Below are 16,047 nucleotides of genomic sequence, written 5' to 3'. Positions count from 1 at the left end.
CAGGATGCAGGCCGCCAAGGCAGCGTAAGTGGATAATTGTCCAACCTTCGGGGGGCATACCACTCAAGCGTGGGAATGCCTTGGGTGACGCTCTGCGTCACAGATCTGTGCAGCGCCACAGCTTCAAAATCGGACGCGAAGCGTCCAGTACGGCATGCCGACGCGGAGCGTCGCACGATAGTCAAACTATCGTGCCTCACGCTCCAGCCATTACAGCAACTGATCATCCGGCTTGTTGCGCTTCCAGCTGTCATGTCCCGGCAGGACCAGATTGAGGATGATCGCGGTGATGGCGCACAGGGCGATGCCCTTCAGGCCAAAGTCGTTCGGACCGTTGCCGGTGCCGATCAGTACGCCGCCGATGCCGAATACCAGCGTCACCGAGACGATGACCAGGTTGCGGGCTTCGGCCAGGTCGATCTTGTGGCGGATCAGCGTGTTCATCCCCACCGCTGCAATCGAACCGAACAGCAGGCACAGAATCCCGCCCATTACCGGCACCGGAATACTCTGCAGCAACGCACCGAACTTGCCGATGAATGCCAGTGTTATGGCGAAGAACGACGCCCAGATCATGATCTGCGGGTTGTAGTTCTTGGTCAGCATCACTGCGCCGGTCACTTCGGCGTAAGTGGTGTTGGGCGGGCCGCCAAACAGGCCTGCCGCTGTCGTGGCGATGCCATCACCGAACAGCGTGCGATGCAGGCCCGGCTTTTTCAGGTAGTCGCGCCCGGTCACACTGCCGACTGCGATCACGCCGCCGATGTGCTCGATGGCCGGGGCCAGAGCAACCGGGACGATGAACAGAATCGCCTGCCAATTGAATTCCGGTGCGGTGAAGTGCGGCAGTGCCAGCCAGGCCGCGTCAGCAATCTTTTTAGTGTCGACTACACCAAAGTAGAACGACAGCGCAAAGCCCACCAGCACACCTGATATAATTGGCACCAGACGGAAAATGCCTTTGCCGAATACCGCCACGATCAGAGTCGTGAGCAACGCGGGCATCGAAATCAGCATGGCGGTCTGATAAGGAATCAGCACTACGCCGTCGCCGGTCTTGCCCATCGCCATATTGGCCGCAATCGGGGCCATGGCCAGACCGATGGAAATAATCACCGGCCCTATCACCACCGGAGGCAGCAGCCGGTCGATGAAACCTGTGCCCTTGATCTTCACCGCCAGACCGAGAAAGGTGTAGACGAAGCCTGCTGCCATCACGCCACCCATGGTCGCGGCCAGACCGAACTGGCCCTTGGCGAGGATGATCGGGGTGATGAACGCAAAGCTCGAGGCCAGAAACACCGGGACCTGACGCCCAGTGACAATCTGGAACAGCAATGTGCCAAGGCCTGCCGTAAACAGCGCCACGTTTGGATCGAGCCCGGTGATCAGCGGCATCAATACCAGTGCGCCAAAGGCCACGAACAGCATTTGCGCGCCGGAAAGAATCGTGCGCCACAGTGGATCGTTGAACTCCTGCTGCGTCATCGGGTTACGCGTCCTTCTGTTTGGTGCCGAAAATCTTGTCACCGGCATCGCCCAGGCCCGGAATGATGTAACCGTGTTCGTTCAGACGCTCGTCGATGGAGGCGGTGTAGATCATCACGTCCGGGTGTGCCTTCTCTACGGCAGCGATGCCTTCAGGTGCCGCGACCAGAACCATCGCTCGGATTTCCTTGCAGCCAGCCTTCTTCAGCAGGTCAATGGTGGCGACCATCGAGCTGCCGGTGGCCAGCATCGGGTCGATGATCATTGCCAGGCGCTGGTCGATTTCCGGGACCAGTTTTTCCAGGTAAGTGTGTGCCTGCAGGGTTTCTTCGTTACGGGCCACGCCGACCGCGCTGACCTTGGCACCCGGAATCAGGCTGAGGACGCCGTCGAGCATGCCGATACCGGCGCGCAGGATCGGCACTACAGTGATTTTCTTGCCCGCGATTTTCTCGACTGAAACCGTACCGGCCCAGCCCTGAATGTCGTAGTTTTCCAGGGTCAGGTCGGCGGTGGCTTCGTAGGTCAGCAGTGCGCCGACTTCCTGAGCCAGCTCACGAAAATTCTTGGTGCTGATGTCGGCACGGCGCATAAGGCCGAGTTTGTGGCGGATCAGTGGGTGACGGATCTCACGAATAGGCATGGGGAAAGGCTCCAGCGGGGCAAAAATCGGTCTAGGTTAATCTATTCAGCTGTTACTGTCTTAAAGCACGTGCAGTATCGTTACGAAGCTTCGACGTTCGCGGCTTTTGCAAGACACTCGCAACGTTAGTCCAGAATCACTTGCTCTGGCTTGAACGGATGCGTACCTTTGCCCGCTTTTCTCAAACTGCCTTACCTGGAGAGCGTCATGTCCGCTGATCTCGAGCATATCCGTCAAATCATGCGCGAAGCCGACTGCCTGTACACCGAGGCCGAAGTGGATGCTGCCATTGCCCGCGTCGGCGCGCAGATCAATGCCGAACTGGCCGAACGCAACCCGGTTGTGTTCTGCGTGATGAATGGCGGCCTGATTTTCTCTGGCAAGCTGCTGACTCATCTGAATTTCCCGCTGGAAGCGTCCTACCTGCACGCAACACGCTATCGCAACGAAACCACTGGCGGCGATCTGTTCTGGAAAGCCAAACCCGAAGTCTCGTTCATCAACCGTGACGTGCTGATCATCGACGACATCCTCGATGAAGGTCACACCCTGGGCGCCATCATCGACTTCTGCAAACACGCCGGTGCCCGCGCTGTGCACACTGCCGTGCTGATCGATAAAGACCACGACCGCAAGGCCCGCCCGGACCTGAAGGCCGACTACGTAGGCCTGCCATGCATCGACCGTTACATCTTCGGTTTCGGTATGGACTACAAAGGCTACTGGCGTAATGCTGCCGGCATCTATGCCGTCAAAGGGATGTAAGGCATTCTGACGACCGCTTCTGCGAACAGGGGCGGTCGTCGATTCGCAATTATCTGGAAACCCTCAATGAAGCTACTGATTCCCGGCGCCGTGGCGTTGGTGCTGTTGTCTGGTCTGGCAGTTGCCGCACCTGCTGCGCCGGTTTCGGCCAGCCCCATGCACGATCAATACCTGCCGCCTGACGACCTGAGCCTGCGCGAAGGTGTGCCCGAGCAGCAACAGTTGATGCGTGTCACCGAGTACACCATCGTTGCCGGTAACCAGCGGCAATCCAGCCAGCAGCCGATTCCGGTTACTTCCCCTCTGTCGTTGCGCCTCAAAGGCAAGTCGCTGAACAAGGGCGCGTCCATTTCACAGGTGCTTGTGCACTTTGATGGCGGCGACAGCAAAAGCCTGAAAAAACCGACCTACGACGAGCCAACCAGCACCCTGACGCTTTATTACCCACTGGCCCAGTACCGCGTGCTGGTCGACTTGCTTCGCAACGAGAAGGTTTATTGCCAGTTCCTCAGTTACGCCAACGGGCATATCTGGGCCGATTTGCATACCACCTCTGCACGTGCGCGTTGAGCGCTGTGCTTGCCGAGGGGTAAACTGCCCGCCCGTGAAAGTGTCTGCGACCTGCTGGAGCCTGTAATGCGTAAAGATAAGAAGCAGCTGATTGGCGATGAGATCGGCGATGAGCAGATCAAACTGTTCCTCGACTTCGAGCCATATGATGCTACCTCGCCGTCGCTGCACAAACTGATCAAGGCCTACCGTGGGCTGCGCATCAACGATTTTGAGCGCTTTCTGGTTTTTTTCAGGGAAGCGGGCCACGACTTCGATTGCAAGGACGAGCACGGCAACGACTTCATTGCCCTGATCAAGGATCAGCGTAATGCCGATGAATACATCGAACTGATCGAAAAAGCCCGTAGTTGAAACCTGAATTTGGCTGAAACGCTTTTCAGGTGGGAGCGAACTTGTTCGCGAAGGCTTTATTTCGGACGATAAATCCTTTGTGAATGACGCGCCTCTTCGCGAGCAAGCTCGCTCCCACAGTAATATGTATTATCAGTTAATCAACCAACGTTTCAGCCCTATTTGCGCGCCTGATACGCCTTGCCGTAGTGCCGCTCCAGCCTGGACTGCAACAGCTCCAGGCCGATCGACATGATCCAGTACAGCACCGCTGCGGTGGTCAGCATTTCGATGTATCGATAGCTGGAGCGGCCATACGACTGGGCCAGAAACATCACCTCCCAGACGCCCATCACTGAAATCAGTGACGAATCCTTGAGCATGGAGATGAACTGGTTGGTGGTCGGCGGAATGATCGTGCGCATGGCCTGGGGCAGGGTGACGCGCCAGAATATCTGCGCAGGGCGCAATGCCAGGGCCAGTGCCGCTTCTCGCTGTCCGGCTGCGACGCCGATGATTCCAGCGCGAAAAATCTCGCTCAGGTAAGCCCCGTAGTTGAGCGACAACGCGATGACGCCCGCCGTGATGGCGCCGGGCACGATGCCCAGTTGCGGCAAGCCGAGATAGATCAGCAGAATCTGGATCAGCAGCGGCGTGCCGCGAAAGAACGACGCATAAAAGCTGGCGATGCCGAACGCCACGGCACTACTGGACAGCCTCGCCAACGCGGTGACAAAACCCAGCAGCACTGAAACCACAATCGAACACAGCGACACAAAAAGCGTCAGCGCAGCGCCTTGCAGGAAACCGTTGGGAGCCAGGTGCAGGCCGATCAGGTTGGGCAGTTTGTCGAGGATGATCGCAAGCTTCAGGTCGAAACTCAGAAAGAAGCCGGCGAACAGCACAAACATGACCAGCCAGGTCAGGTACAGCCGCGTACGGAAACCGAAAACTCGCTTGAGCAGGCCTTGATCAGCCTGCTCGGGTGGGCGCTGGGGCAGGAAAGAAGTCATTTGCTGATATCAGCACCGATCCACTTTTGCGACAGCTTGCTCAGCGTGCCGTCTTTCTTGAGTTCGGCGAACACTTCGCGAACCTTGGCGTCCCATTCCGGGTCGTCCTTTTCGATGGCCACGGAGTTGGGTTCTTCGTACAGCGTTTCGCCCGCCAGCTTGAAGCGCTTGTCCTGGTCCAGACGCGGTTTTGCCGTCACCAGATTGGTCAGTATGGCGTCCAGCCGCTTGCCAGCGCCCAGCCCCAGGTCTTGAAACGCCACATTGTCGTTGTCGTACGGGGCAATCTGCACGTCGTCGAACGGGTACTGCAATGGCTTGTCTTCCGCGCCATCAATGACCAGATTCTTGTTCAGGTAGCTTTCGTAGCTCGAGGCGCTGGTCAGGCCGACTTTCTTGCCGCTCAGGTCCTTGGCCGAATGAATGCGATCATCCGAGGCATTGACCACAATCACCGCAGGCGATGCGTAATACTCGACCGGGAAGTTGAAGACTTCAGCGCGTGCCTTGCTCGGGGTCATCGAGCAGACGCAGATGTCGTAACGGCCACTCCAGTGACCTGCTGCGATAACATCCCAAGAGGGTGTTTCGAGGTGCAACTTGACGCCCAGTTTCTGCGCCACAGCCTTGGCGACATCCACGTCGAAACCGTCCAGTTCGTTCTTGTCATTCAGGAAAGAAAAGGGCGGGTAACTTTCCATGAGGACGTTGACCAGCTCTTTGTTTTTCTGCACGCGATCCAGCGTGGCACCGGCCAGGGCTTGAGTGGAGGCAGCCAGAGTAACCAGGCCAATGCCCAGCAGAGCGCGATAATTCACAGATATCCCCTGAAAAAAGTGTTTGTAGTTTGATTAAAGGGCCGTATTAAATACGTTATACAAGACTGACTCATAATGAGTTTTTTTCATATACATATAAGCAGATCACATATGACGCAAGGCACAACTGTAATTCTTGATGGTGGCATGGGCCGTGAACTGCAGCGCCGCGGTGCCCCGTTTCGCCAGCCTGAATGGTCGGCTCTGGCATTGAGCGAGGCACCTGAGGCCGTCAGTGCGGTACACGCCGCTTACATCGAAAGTGGTGCTCAGGTCATCACCAGTAACAGCTATGCCGTCGTGCCTTTCCATATTGGTGAAGAGCGCTTTGCCCGTGAAGGTCAGGCACTGGCAGCGCTGGCCGGGCGACTGGCGCGTGAAACGGCCGACGCTTCCGGCGGGCGTGCACAGGTGGCAGGTTCCATTCCGCCATTGTTCGGCTCCTATCGCCCTGACCTGTACAAGCCGGAGCTGGCCGCCGATGTCCTGAGGCCGCTGGTGGCCGGCTTGTCGCCGTATGTCGATCTGTGGCTGGCCGAGACGCAAAGCTGCATTCTTGAAGCGCAAACCATCCGCGCCGGGCTGCCCAATGACGGCAAACCGTTCTGGTTGTCGTTTACCCTTCAGGATGAAGACACCGATGAGGTGCCGCGGTTGCGTTCAGGCGAGTCCGTTGCCGACGCGGCAAAGGCTGCAGCCGGGATGGGCGTGGCGACGCTGCTGTTCAACTGCAGCCAACCAGAGGTGATCGGCGGTGCAATCGATGCGGCGCGTGAGGTGTTCAAAGCCCTGAACGTCGACATTGCCATTGGTGCCTACGCCAACGCTTTCCCGCCGCAACCCAAGGACGCCAAGGCCAACGACGGTCTGGATGAGCTGCGCGAAGACCTTGACCCGCAGGGTTATCAACAGTGGGCGGCAGACTGGGTAACGCGCGGTGCCACGCACATCGGCGGCTGCTGCGGAATTGGTCCGGAGCACATCGCCGTATTGTCCAAAAGCCTCTGACTGACATTCGCAACAAAAAGCCCCGTGACTCGGCAGAGCCACGGGGCTTTTTGTTTATATAGCGTGTCAGATGCGCAGGGCTTTCATGACACCGCAATCAGCTCAGGCGAAACTCTGTTCCTGACTGCTTTTCTCGACCAGTTCCAGCGCCTCGTCATTCTGGGCGCTGACGCGGTTATACAACTGCGCGTCGGTTTCGAGGATCTTTTCCCGAGCCGGGAAAATCTCGTCGAGTTTGGCAGCCCACTCGGTGCGGGTTTTCTCCGGGAAGCAGCGTTCCAGCAGTTCCAGCATGATCGACACGGTGACAGAAGCCCCCGGCGAAGCACCCAGCAGGGCGGCCAGTGAGCCGTCCTTTGCGGACACCAGCTCGGTACCGAATTGCAGCACGCCGCCTTTTTTTGCATCTTTCTTGATGATCTGCACCCGCTGGCCGGCAATTTCGAGACGCCAGTCTTCGGCTTTCGCTTCCGGATAGAAGCGGCGCAGCGATTCCAGGCGTTGCTCCATCGATTGCATCACTTCGCTGACCAGGTACTTGGTCAGGTCCATGTTGTCACGGGCCACTGCCAGCATCGGTTTGATGTTGGCGACGCGTACCGATAACGGCAGGTCGAGAAACGAACCGTGCTTGAGGAACTTGGTGGTGAAGCCGGCATACGGTCCGAACAGCAGGGACTTCTTACCGTCGACTACGCGGGTGTCCAGGTGCGGCACCGACATGGGCGGCGAACCCACGGCTGCCTGGCTATAGACCTTGGCCTGATGGTGTTTGACCACTTCCGGGTTGTCGCAACGCAGCCACTGGCCGCTCACCGGGAAGCCACCAAAACCCTTGCTCTCTTCGATGCCCGACAGTTGCAGCAGCGGCAATGCTGCGCCACCTGCACCGAGGAATACGAATTTGGCATCTATCTCACGTGTGCCGCCACCATTCACGTCCTTGACGCTCACGGTCCAGCCTACGCCATTGCGGGTCAGATTGGTGACCCGGCTGCGGTACTTGATCTGCGTGCCCGGAGCGCTGGACAGATGGCTGAGCAGTTGATTGGTCAGTGCGCCAAAATTGACGTCGGTGCCGTTCATCATGCGTGTTGCGGCAATTCTTTCATCAGCAGGCCGCCCAGGCATCATCAGCGGCATCCACTCGGCCAGCTTTGCCTTGTCTTCGGTGTATTCCATCGACGAGAAGGCGTGATGCTTGCTCATGGCTTCAAAACGGGTCTTGAGGAACGAGATGCCGTTTTCGCCTTGCACAAAGCTCAGGTGCGGGACCGGATTGATGAAGGAACGGGCTGAACCGAAGGTGCCTTTGCGCGCCAGGTAAGCCCAGAACTGTTTCGAGACTTCGAACTGGGTGTTGATGTGCACCGCTTTCTTGATGTCGATGGAGCCATCAGCCGCAGGCGGCGTGTAGTTCAGCTCGCAAAGACCAGCGTGGCCGGTACCGGCGTTGTTCCACGGGTTGGAACTCTCCGCAGCACCGGAGTCCATCAGCTCAACGACTTCCAGCTTGAGGCCGGGGTCGAGCTCCTTGAGCAACACCGCCAGAGTGGCACTCATGATGCCCGCTCCGACCAGTACTACGTCGACTGCTTCGTTATGCGCCATTAACGCGTCTCCAAAATCTGCAGCACCAAATTGACGGCATACGATCCTGAGGCTGGTTGCCAGGTGTTCGGGGTCTGGATCAAAAGGGTGCCCTCGCTTTCCTGGCCAGGATCGCCTGACCGATTCTTCGCAATTTTCCGCATCTAAAGCGCAGGTCCCGGTCAGGCCCGGTCATGGTTCATCAATGTTTCATGAACGCATTTCCAGGCCCGCAAGGCCATTCGACCATCGTCAGGGAGCCCATCGCCCGATGGGCTCCTGTCGATGGCGTCAGGCTCCGGTCATGGAGGCGCAGTCGCGGTCAGTCCTGTTCAAGAGAGCCGGTTCAGAGGCTGATGGTGCATTTACAAACGCGTACCTATTCATTTGCTCGCCACACTCTTGTGAAGTAGTGAAACCCGTTTTTCACGTCCTTTTGGGAACGTGAACCAAACCTCAAAATGGCTGCGATGACAGCGCTGGCAGGTCAGGGGCACCAAGAGTGAGGCGCTGGCGGGCGAGAAAGGTTCGATACGATTCGAGCATTCTTCACCTTTCATCGAGCACACTCGTGCGCACATGACCTGTGTGGGCGGCTCTCTGTGGGCAGTACGAAGGCACTAATACGGCGATTAGCAATGCTGCGAGGCCCGATCAGGAGACGTCCTTATAATCGGGGGGAGATTATAGCGATGAAATGGCAGGAATTGATCGCTTTAAATGACTTTTATTCGCTGTCGGGTCAGGCGGTGAGCAACTGGCCGCGCGTTGAACTCGCGCTACGCTGCGCCACTCGGGCGCTGGCGGGCAGTGGCTGGTTCAGCCAGGCAAGTCGTTGCTCGTTCACTTCAACCCATTCGACGCCAGACGGGCGTTGCGCACAATGCTTGAATGCGCGGCAGATGCCCGTCTGATCAATGCGTGCGTAATGGCGATGCTGGTGGCGTGTGGTGAACAAAGACCGGAACAGATTCATGGCGCAGCTCCTGTGACGTGGGTGAGCGTCTGTGCGATGAGGGCGAGTCTGCCGACTGGATGTGACGCCCTGATTACATTGCGCTGCACGAATCATTGCCTGAGCTGCTGCCTGAACCCCGAGACGTGCCGAATGTCCGAGGTTTAACGGTCAGCGCCCTCTGGTTAGCGGCTGTTGCTGGCCGCTATACTGCGGCACATTCAGTGTCTGGCCCATGGAGAAATGAGCATGCTGCGTCGCATTTTGTTCGGTTTGCTTGCTGTAAGCAGTTTGACCCTGGTGGGCTGTGCCCACAGTCCGCAACAACTCAGCCCCACTCCCAAGCTCAACGCACAGCTTGCGGCCGTAGGACGTGGTCAGCCTGTAGTGGTGCGCGTAGTCGACGGCCGTCCTGGCCCGACGCTGGGCACGCGTGGCGGCATGTACCCGGAAACCAGCGCCATCAGCGTCAACGGTGCGGATATCGTTCCCAAGCTCCAGGCTCAGGCCGAGGCGGCAGTACGCCTGTTGGGCTTTACGCCGACTCAGGGTGGCAACGCTCCGCAGTTGACCGTGACCCTGGCAGACTTGAAGTACCAGTCGCCCAAAGAAGGTCTGTACGTGACTGAAGCCACCATCAGCTCGACATTCCGCGCTGACGTACGCAATAACGGTCGCAGCTACAGCGGGCGTTACGCAGCATCGCTGGATCAGCGTTTCGGCATGGCTCCGAACCAGGAAACCAACACCAAGCTGGTGAGTGACGTGTTGAGCGATGCACTGACCCGCGTCTTCCAGGACCCGACCATCGGTTCGACCCTGGCGCAGTAAGCTTCAGCGCTAGACAAAAAGCCCGGCCCTTGTTGAAGGGGCCGGGCTTTTTGCTTTATTCGGTATAGGCCGTGAGGCCGTTGTCAGGCTCAAGCTGCCTGCTGATAAAAATCCAGAAAACTGAAACCGGTGTTCTGATCCATATCCGGCAGGTCATGATGAACGTGCCCGCCCAGTGCACAATAGACCAGCCAGTGGCGGTCCTGAACGTTGAAGGCCAGACCGTCGATCAACTCCTGCTGTTCATCGCTCTGGGCGATGAGGTAAAGGCGATCCTGATTTTTTGCGTGCAGCATGACAAGCTCCAAAAAGAGGGAAGTCCGTTTCTCGAGGAGCCACACAATGAGGGTGTCACGTTACGCTTGGGTGACAGCAGCAGCGAATTGTCATGCAGGATGTTTCTGGGGCTGCATGAATATGCGGAGCACGGACATGATACGTGCTCTCCCGTACACCTATCGTTCCTCACGCTCCAGTGTAGGAATGCCTTGGGTGACGCTCTGCGTCACGGCGCGCCGACGAGCGTCCAGAACGGCGTACCCACGCGGAGCATGGGCACGATAGACGTTCCGGTTCTTAAAGCGCCAACCCGGCCTTGACCCGATATTGGTTGCGTACCGGTGTCGCGTACTGCTGAATCAGGTAAGGGCGATGCTCGGTCGGCACGCCTGCCAGGCGGCCTTCCCATTCATCTTTGGCGCGTTCGAGTTCGTCGGCCGCAAACACTGCGGACGCTGGCGGTACGTCGAGGCTCGGGTCGGCGTCGCTCCATTGCGCGTACGCCAGGTAATGCACCGGGAACAGACGATAGCCGCCTAGAATCTGCCGGTCCATTTCGATAGCCAGTTGCTTGGTGTCCTCGAAGTGCTCGGTGATCGGCGGCGCGAAGTTCACATCCACGCGACCTTTATAACCGGTGATACCCAGTGCAATGCTCACGTCGTCTTCGCCCGGCGTCTTGGTGTATGAGCCGGTGGTCGCACGAATGTACAGCTCGCGCGCTTTGGCGCTGTCGCACGGATCGTACTCATAGCTGATCGAAACCGGGATCAGGTTCAGAGAGCGAATCACGTCGCCAAACGGTTCATCCTTGCGGCTCATGTGAAACATCTTGAGGATCGCCGACTCGGTGCGGTCGTCACCATCCTTCGCGCGGCCTTCGGCCTGGGCGATCCAGATGGACTGGCAATCCTTGGTGATCGAGTGGTTGATATACGCCGACAGCAATTGGTAAGCCGCCATTTTCTCGCGCCGCCCGATAATCGAGCGGTGCACGATGAAGCTCTTGTTCAGGCGCATCAGATCGCTGACAAACGGCTTCTGCAGCAGGTTGTCGCCAATGGCAATGCGCGGAGTTGGCAGGCCTGAGTGGTACACGGCATAGTTGACGAACGCCGGGTCCATGACGATATCGCGGTGGTTGGCCAGAAACAGATAGGCACAACCGGACTTGAGCTGCTCGACGCCGGTATAGGTGACTCCGTCCGTAGCGCGCTCGATGGTGTGGTCGACGTAATATTCGACTTTGTCCTGCAGCGTGGCGACCGAGTCGATACCGGCAAACTCGCGACGCAGCTTGCGCGCCAGTGTCGGCTGCAGCAGCCAGCCGAATGCGCCCGCCAGGCGGGGAAAACGGAATCGGGTCAGAATTGCGAGAAAGGCTTTGTCGCTCAGCAGGCGTGCCAAGACGGCGGGGACTTCTGCATCGTTGTACGGTCGGATGGCATCAAATTCGCCCATCATGCTCTCTTGTTGGAATCGGATAGGGTAAAAAGAAGACGTACTTGTTAAAACAGCCTTCTGAAGAATGGGGCAATTATACGCATAACTGATCCCGGAGACCGTGATGCAGGAATTACAGAGTTACGACTGCCCTTATTGCGGCGAACCTGTCGAGGCCGTACTGGACCTGTCCGGTGGCGATCAACAGTACATTGAAGACTGTCCGGTCTGTTGCCGCCCGATCATTTTCGATCTGCAGACCGACGGCGAAGACTGGAACCTGGATGTTCGCAGCGAGAACGAGTGATGCAAAAGATCTACGAGCCCGAGAACCTCATGGAGGCCGAGTTGCTGCTGGCGATGCTCGCCAGCGAAGGCATCGAGGCGCATCTGGCCGGTCGCGACCTGCTCGGTGCGATGGGCGAGCTGCCGGGGCTGGGGCTTCTGGCGCTCAAGGTCGACGACGCACAGGTCGAACAGGCACGCGAGCTGATCACTGCGTACAATAGCGCTTCGCCCTTGTCTGGCGATGAGCCGGACGACTTTCCCGATGTACTGGTGTGCTGAGCACCTTCAATAGAGTCTGATTAGCCCCCATGTGTGGACGCTTCGCCCTGTTTCGCTGGACCCCTGCCTTTGCCGCCTTGCCCGGTTTTCCCGCCGACCAGCAGGCGCAATGGAACATTTCGCCAGCCGACTGGGTGTTGATCATGCGTGCCGCTGAAAACGAGGGCGGGATCGAGCTGGTGCGTGCGCGTTGGGGTTTGACCCCGGCCTGGCTCACCGATCTGTCGAAAACACCTGCCCATGCACGCGCCGAAACCGTGGCCGAGCAACCCATGTTTCGTGATGCCTTTACCCATCGCCGCTGCCTGCTGCCCGCCAACGGCTTTTACGAGTGGCGCGGCACACTGCGCAAGCGTCCGTTCTGGCTGACGCCGGGGGAGGGCGCCGCGCTGTTTTTCGCCGCCATCTGGGAAGCCTATCCGGTGCAGGGGCATACGTACCTGAGCGTGGCGGTGGTCACGCAGGCGGCTGCGACTCAGCGTCGCCCGCTGATTCTGGATGCCAGCGGCCAGAAAGCCTGGCTGGCTGCCGACACACCGCTGCCGACCCTGCAAGCGTTGCTGGCAGCTCCGCAGACCGCATTGCGAGAGCGACCACTGGCCAATCTGCTCAACGATCCGAAGCTCAATGCACCTGAATGTCTGACGCCATTGAGTTAGACGGGCAGGGATAAGACCGATGAATCAGACAAATCCGATATCCGCCTTGAAGCGCATCTGATACAAACTGGACATACCTGCGGGAACCATCCACCTCTCTCAAAGACCAAGATGCCAGTTGGCCGGTATCTGGCGCAGAGATCTGCCCCGCAATGGCCGTTTCACAAACAAGGAGATTCACCATGCGTCAGTCATTTGCCCTCTGTGCCTTGAGCGCTGCGTTGCTGCTCGGCGGGTGTCAGGCAGTCAATACCACCAGTGGTGACTCGGTTGGTGTGGAGCGCAAGCAGTACATGTTCAGCATGCTCTCCACCGATGAAGTCAACAAAATGTACGCCCAGTCCTATCAGCAGACCGTCGGCGAAGCGACCAGCAAAGGTGTGCTGGATACCACCAGCGCCAACGCCAAACGTGTTCACGCAATCGCTGATCGGCTGATCGCCCAGGCCCCGAAACTGCGTCCTGATTCGGCTCAATGGCAGTGGGAAGTCAACCTGATCAAAAGTGACGAACTGAACGCCAACTGTGGTCCGGGCGGCAAGATCTTCGTTTACACCGGTCTGATCGACACCCTCAAGCTGAGCGACGATGAAATCGCTGCGGTCATGGGACACGAGATCGCCCATGCCTTGCGTGAGCACGGGCGTGAGGCGATGTCCAAGGCTTACGGTGTGGCGATGGCCAAGCAGGGGGCGGGTGCCTTTCTGGGGCTTGGGCAAGACAGCCTGGCGTTGGCCGACACTGTGGTCAATTACAGCCTGACACTGCCCAATAGCCGCAGTAATGAAAACGAAGCCGACCTGATTGGCCTGGAGCTGGCTGCGCGTGCGGGTTACAACCCGAATGCGGCCATTACCCTGTGGCAGAAAATGACCCAGAACTCCGGGGGTTCGCAGCCAGAGTTCATGAGTACTCACCCGGCGTCGCAGAGTCGCATTGCTTCGCTGCAGGCCGCGATTCCCAAAGTGATGCCGCTGTATGAGGCAGCCCCCAAATCCTGATCGGCTGAAACACCCGTGGCGTTGCGTGTTGCGCAACGCCACGGGAATGCATCACACCCAGCCGCTGACCTGCATTGCCTTGTACACCGCCACCAGTGCCAGCACGAAAAACGCACAGGCAGCCAGGCGGCGAATCAGGGTCAATGGCAATTTCTCGGCGGCAAAATTGCCCGCCAGCACCACCGGCACGTTGGCCAGCAGCATGCCCACCGTGGTGCCGAGAATCACCAGCCACAGGTAGGAATACTGCGCTGCCAGCATGACTGTGGCGATCTGCGTCTTGTCACCGATTTCGGCGATGAAGAAGGTGATCAACGTAGTCATGAACGGGCCGAATTTACGTGCCGTGCTGGCTTCGTCATCGTCCATCTTGTCTGGAACCAGCGTCCACAGCGCCGTCGCCGTAAAGCTGGCCGCGAGGATCCAGTGCAGCACTGCGTCTGACAGGAAGCTGCTGAACCATGCACCTACAGCGCCTGCTGCCGCATGGTTGGCCAGCGTTGCGGCGACAATGCCCGCAATGATCGGCCAGGGTTTGCGAAAGCGTGCGGCGAGAATGAGTGCGAGCAATTGCGTCTTGTCACCGATTTCGGCGAGCGCAACCACAGCGGTAGGGATTAAGAATGATTCCAGCATCAGGTTTCCTAAGGGGCGGGTCGACACGGCTATGACACGTACGACCTCCCCGCCCCGGGTAAGGTGTTCGTGTCATAGGTCTTGTCAAACCACCGATCCGTCTGAGCGGATTCCGGGTCGCACGTACCATGGTCTGAAGACCAAGTATGTTGATACGTGCCGGACGAGCATGGCGCTCGTGGGAGACTACTCCCCTAGGACGGAGCGGATTCTGCCTCCGCAAAAACGTTTCGGCAAGTGCTTATTTCAGGAGCGTTTGGCGCTGTAGATTTTAAAACCGCTGCCCTGAGCCCTGACTTCACATTGCCCGACGTGCTCTTCGATCAGTGGCTGATAACGCAGAAAGTTATTCGCGACAAGGCGTAGTTCACCGCCTGATTTAAGATGTTGGCGTGCTTTTCTCAGCAGGTTTTCCGTTGCCATGTAGTCGGTATGAACCCCCACATGGAACGGAGGGTTGCTGAGAATCGTGTTCAAACCCATTGGCGCTGCGTCGATTCCGTCACCGGTCAGCACCTGGGCTTGCAGGCCATTGGCGGCGAGGGTCAGGCGCGAACTTGCGGTTGCGAACGCATCCACGTCCAGCATGATGACGTCGTTGTGCGGGTAGCGACGCTTGACCGCTGCACCGAGTACGCCGGCACCACAGCCGAAGTCGAGCAGGTTGCCGCTCGGCAGCTTGTCGATGTTTTCCAGCAAAAGCGCCGAACCACGATCAAGTCGGCCATGGCTGAAAACGCCGGGCAGGCTGACGACTGTGAGCGGGCCGTCCTGCAGGTCGATCTGGTAGGGCCTGGCGAGGCTTTCCAGCGTAACGGCTTGTGGTGCGTTCTCGACAGTGACCTGCCAGAGCTGGCAGTGGCGGGCACTGTCGAGCTTGCGCGCGCGGCCGAAGGGGCTCAGTTGCTTTGCAGCCGCTTCGATACCGCCACGTTTCTCGCCGACCACAAACAACTCGCGCCCTGCCAGGCGGGAAGCCAGGGCGTTGAGCAGGTAGTCTGTCAGATCGCGGGCTTTGGGCAGGAACAGCACGGCGGCTTCGAAGGCGGCCTCTGGCGCTTCAACGCCGAAATCCACGCGGCCCTCGAACCGCGCATCCAGCGCGGCCTGATCACCGGCATGCCAGCACCATCCACGCGCGTCCGGCAGTTTTCCGAGCAGGTCATCGGCGGGCAGCCCGACCAGCAACAGCGAGCCCTGAAACAGCTCGGCCTGACGGAGTAACACTTCACTGCGCGGGTCCATGGAATGGCTCCTGAAAAAGCGCGCAGTCTAACAGGATATGGGTCAGGAGGACGCGGAGCGTCCGGAGCGGCATGCGACGCGGAGCGTCGCACGATATTCGAGATGATCGTACGATAGTTGAGATGATCGTTCCGCACGCTCTGGTATGCCCCCCGAAGGTTGGACAATTATCCACTTACGCTGCCTTGGCGGCCTGCATCCTG

The 16,047-nt window shown here is 58.6% G+C and carries 19 protein-coding genes and 1 riboswitch; of the genes, 9 read left to right on the top strand and 10 right to left on the bottom strand.

What is annotated here, in order from left to right; all coding sequences use genetic code 11:
* Positions 1–210: 210 nt before the first annotated feature.
* Entirely contained in the window at positions 211–1,488 is a 1,278-nt protein-coding gene (locus AO277_RS03415; RefSeq protein ID WP_002552169.1) for a uracil-xanthine permease family protein, read from the bottom strand.
* A 4-nt stretch (positions 1,489–1,492) separates the two neighbouring features.
* Positions 1,493–2,131, bottom strand: a complete 639-nt coding sequence (upp, locus tag AO277_RS03410) for a uracil phosphoribosyltransferase (protein ID WP_044319554.1) — start codon at positions 2,129–2,131, stop codon at positions 1,493–1,495.
* A 207-nt stretch (positions 2,132–2,338) separates the two neighbouring features.
* On the opposite strand from upp, the gene AO277_RS03405 reads away from it, so the two are divergent.
* The 3 genes from AO277_RS03405 (at position 2,339) to AO277_RS03395 (ending at position 3,820) form a co-directional block, all read left to right on the top strand.
* Positions 2,339–2,896: a hypoxanthine-guanine phosphoribosyltransferase gene (locus tag AO277_RS03405; protein WP_044319553.1), complete on the top strand. Its 558-nt coding sequence runs from the start codon at positions 2,339–2,341 to the stop codon at positions 2,894–2,896.
* Positions 2,897–2,962: 66 nt separating this feature from the next.
* A complete protein-coding gene (locus AO277_RS03400; protein ID WP_002552172.1) occupies positions 2,963–3,466 on the top strand; it encodes a hypothetical protein in 504 nt (167 codons plus the stop codon).
* Positions 3,467–3,532: 66 nt separating this feature from the next.
* Positions 3,533–3,820 carry a PA4642 family protein gene (locus AO277_RS03395; protein ID WP_044319552.1) on the top strand — a complete coding sequence of 96 codons (288 nt, stop codon included), beginning with the start codon at positions 3,533–3,535 and terminating at the stop codon, positions 3,818–3,820.
* 158 nt (positions 3,821–3,978) lie between these two features.
* Here AO277_RS03395 and AO277_RS03390 read toward each other — a convergent pair whose 3' ends face one another.
* Both AO277_RS03390 and AO277_RS03385 read right to left on the bottom strand, forming a co-directional pair.
* Positions 3,979–4,812: an amino acid ABC transporter permease gene (locus AO277_RS03390; RefSeq protein ID WP_044319551.1), complete on the bottom strand. Its 834-nt coding sequence runs from the start codon at positions 4,810–4,812 to the stop codon at positions 3,979–3,981.
* Positions 4,809–5,630 carry an ABC transporter substrate-binding protein gene (locus AO277_RS03385; RefSeq protein WP_044319550.1) on the bottom strand — a complete coding sequence of 274 codons (822 nt, stop codon included), beginning with the start codon at positions 5,628–5,630 and terminating at the stop codon, positions 4,809–4,811. The genes AO277_RS03390 and AO277_RS03385 overlap by 4 nt, the downstream gene beginning before the upstream one ends.
* A gap of 111 nt (positions 5,631–5,741) precedes the next feature.
* Between AO277_RS03385 and AO277_RS03380 the strand changes: the two genes are divergently transcribed.
* Positions 5,742–6,638, top strand: a complete 897-nt coding sequence (locus tag AO277_RS03380) for a homocysteine S-methyltransferase family protein (protein ID WP_044319549.1) — start codon at positions 5,742–5,744, stop codon at positions 6,636–6,638.
* A gap of 102 nt (positions 6,639–6,740) precedes the next feature.
* Here the strand turns inward: AO277_RS03380 and mqo are convergent, their stop codons facing one another.
* Both mqo and AO277_RS03370 read right to left on the bottom strand, forming a co-directional pair.
* Positions 6,741–8,249: a malate dehydrogenase (quinone) gene (gene mqo / locus AO277_RS03375; RefSeq protein WP_044319548.1), complete on the bottom strand. Its 1,509-nt coding sequence runs from the start codon at positions 8,247–8,249 to the stop codon at positions 6,741–6,743.
* Positions 8,250–8,970: 721 nt separating this feature from the next.
* A complete protein-coding gene (locus AO277_RS03370; RefSeq protein WP_044319547.1) occupies positions 8,971–9,204 on the bottom strand; it encodes a hypothetical protein in 234 nt (77 codons plus the stop codon).
* Between the two features lie 228 nt (positions 9,205–9,432).
* On the opposite strand from AO277_RS03370, the gene AO277_RS03365 reads away from it, so the two are divergent.
* Positions 9,433–10,014 (top strand): YajG family lipoprotein, encoded by a 582-nt coding sequence (locus AO277_RS03365; RefSeq protein WP_002552178.1) that lies wholly within the window; start codon positions 9,433–9,435, stop codon positions 10,012–10,014.
* Between the two features lie 89 nt (positions 10,015–10,103).
* On the opposite strand, the gene AO277_RS03360 is transcribed toward AO277_RS03365, so the two are convergent.
* Positions 10,104–10,310, bottom strand: coding sequence for a hypothetical protein (locus AO277_RS03360; protein ID WP_002552179.1), 207 nt, complete (start codon positions 10,308–10,310; stop codon positions 10,104–10,106).
* Positions 10,311–10,590: 280 nt separating this feature from the next.
* Complete coding sequence (locus tag AO277_RS03355) at positions 10,591–11,754, bottom strand: 1-acyl-sn-glycerol-3-phosphate acyltransferase (RefSeq protein ID WP_044319546.1); 1,164 nt, start codon at positions 11,752–11,754, stop codon at positions 10,591–10,593.
* Between the two features lie 106 nt (positions 11,755–11,860).
* On the opposite strand from AO277_RS03355, the gene AO277_RS03350 reads away from it, so the two are divergent.
* The 4 genes from AO277_RS03350 (at position 11,861) to AO277_RS03335 (ending at position 13,963) form a co-directional block, all read left to right on the top strand.
* Complete coding sequence (locus AO277_RS03350; protein WP_002552181.1) at positions 11,861–12,043, top strand: CPXCG motif-containing cysteine-rich protein; 183 nt, start codon at positions 11,861–11,863, stop codon at positions 12,041–12,043.
* Positions 12,043–12,303: a putative signal transducing protein gene (locus AO277_RS03345; protein WP_002552182.1), complete on the top strand. Its 261-nt coding sequence runs from the start codon at positions 12,043–12,045 to the stop codon at positions 12,301–12,303. Before AO277_RS03350 ends, AO277_RS03345 begins: the two co-directional genes overlap by 1 nt.
* 29 nt (positions 12,304–12,332) lie before the next feature.
* Positions 12,333–12,962, top strand: coding sequence for an SOS response-associated peptidase (locus AO277_RS03340; RefSeq protein ID WP_044319545.1), 630 nt, complete (start codon positions 12,333–12,335; stop codon positions 12,960–12,962).
* 182 nt (positions 12,963–13,144) lie between these two features.
* Positions 13,145–13,963, top strand: a complete 819-nt coding sequence (locus AO277_RS03335; protein WP_031597635.1) for a M48 family metallopeptidase — start codon at positions 13,145–13,147, stop codon at positions 13,961–13,963.
* Between the two features lie 51 nt (positions 13,964–14,014).
* On the opposite strand, the gene AO277_RS03330 is transcribed toward AO277_RS03335, so the two are convergent.
* Positions 14,015–14,599: a TMEM165/GDT1 family protein gene (locus AO277_RS03330; protein WP_002552184.1), complete on the bottom strand. Its 585-nt coding sequence runs from the start codon at positions 14,597–14,599 to the stop codon at positions 14,015–14,017.
* A 69-nt stretch (positions 14,600–14,668) separates the two neighbouring features.
* A riboswitch (yybP-ykoY riboswitch) is annotated at positions 14,669–14,807 on the bottom strand.
* A gap of 38 nt (positions 14,808–14,845) precedes the next feature.
* Positions 14,846–15,844 (bottom strand): methyltransferase, encoded by a 999-nt coding sequence (locus AO277_RS03325; protein WP_044319544.1) that lies wholly within the window; start codon positions 15,842–15,844, stop codon positions 14,846–14,848.
* Positions 15,845–16,047: the final 203 nt, after the last annotated feature.

Source organism: Pseudomonas amygdali (assembly GCF_002699855.1).
Lineage (GTDB): Bacteria > Pseudomonadota > Gammaproteobacteria > Pseudomonadales > Pseudomonadaceae > Aquipseudomonas > Aquipseudomonas amygdali.
This window is presented reverse-complemented; position numbering and strand designations above follow the sequence as displayed.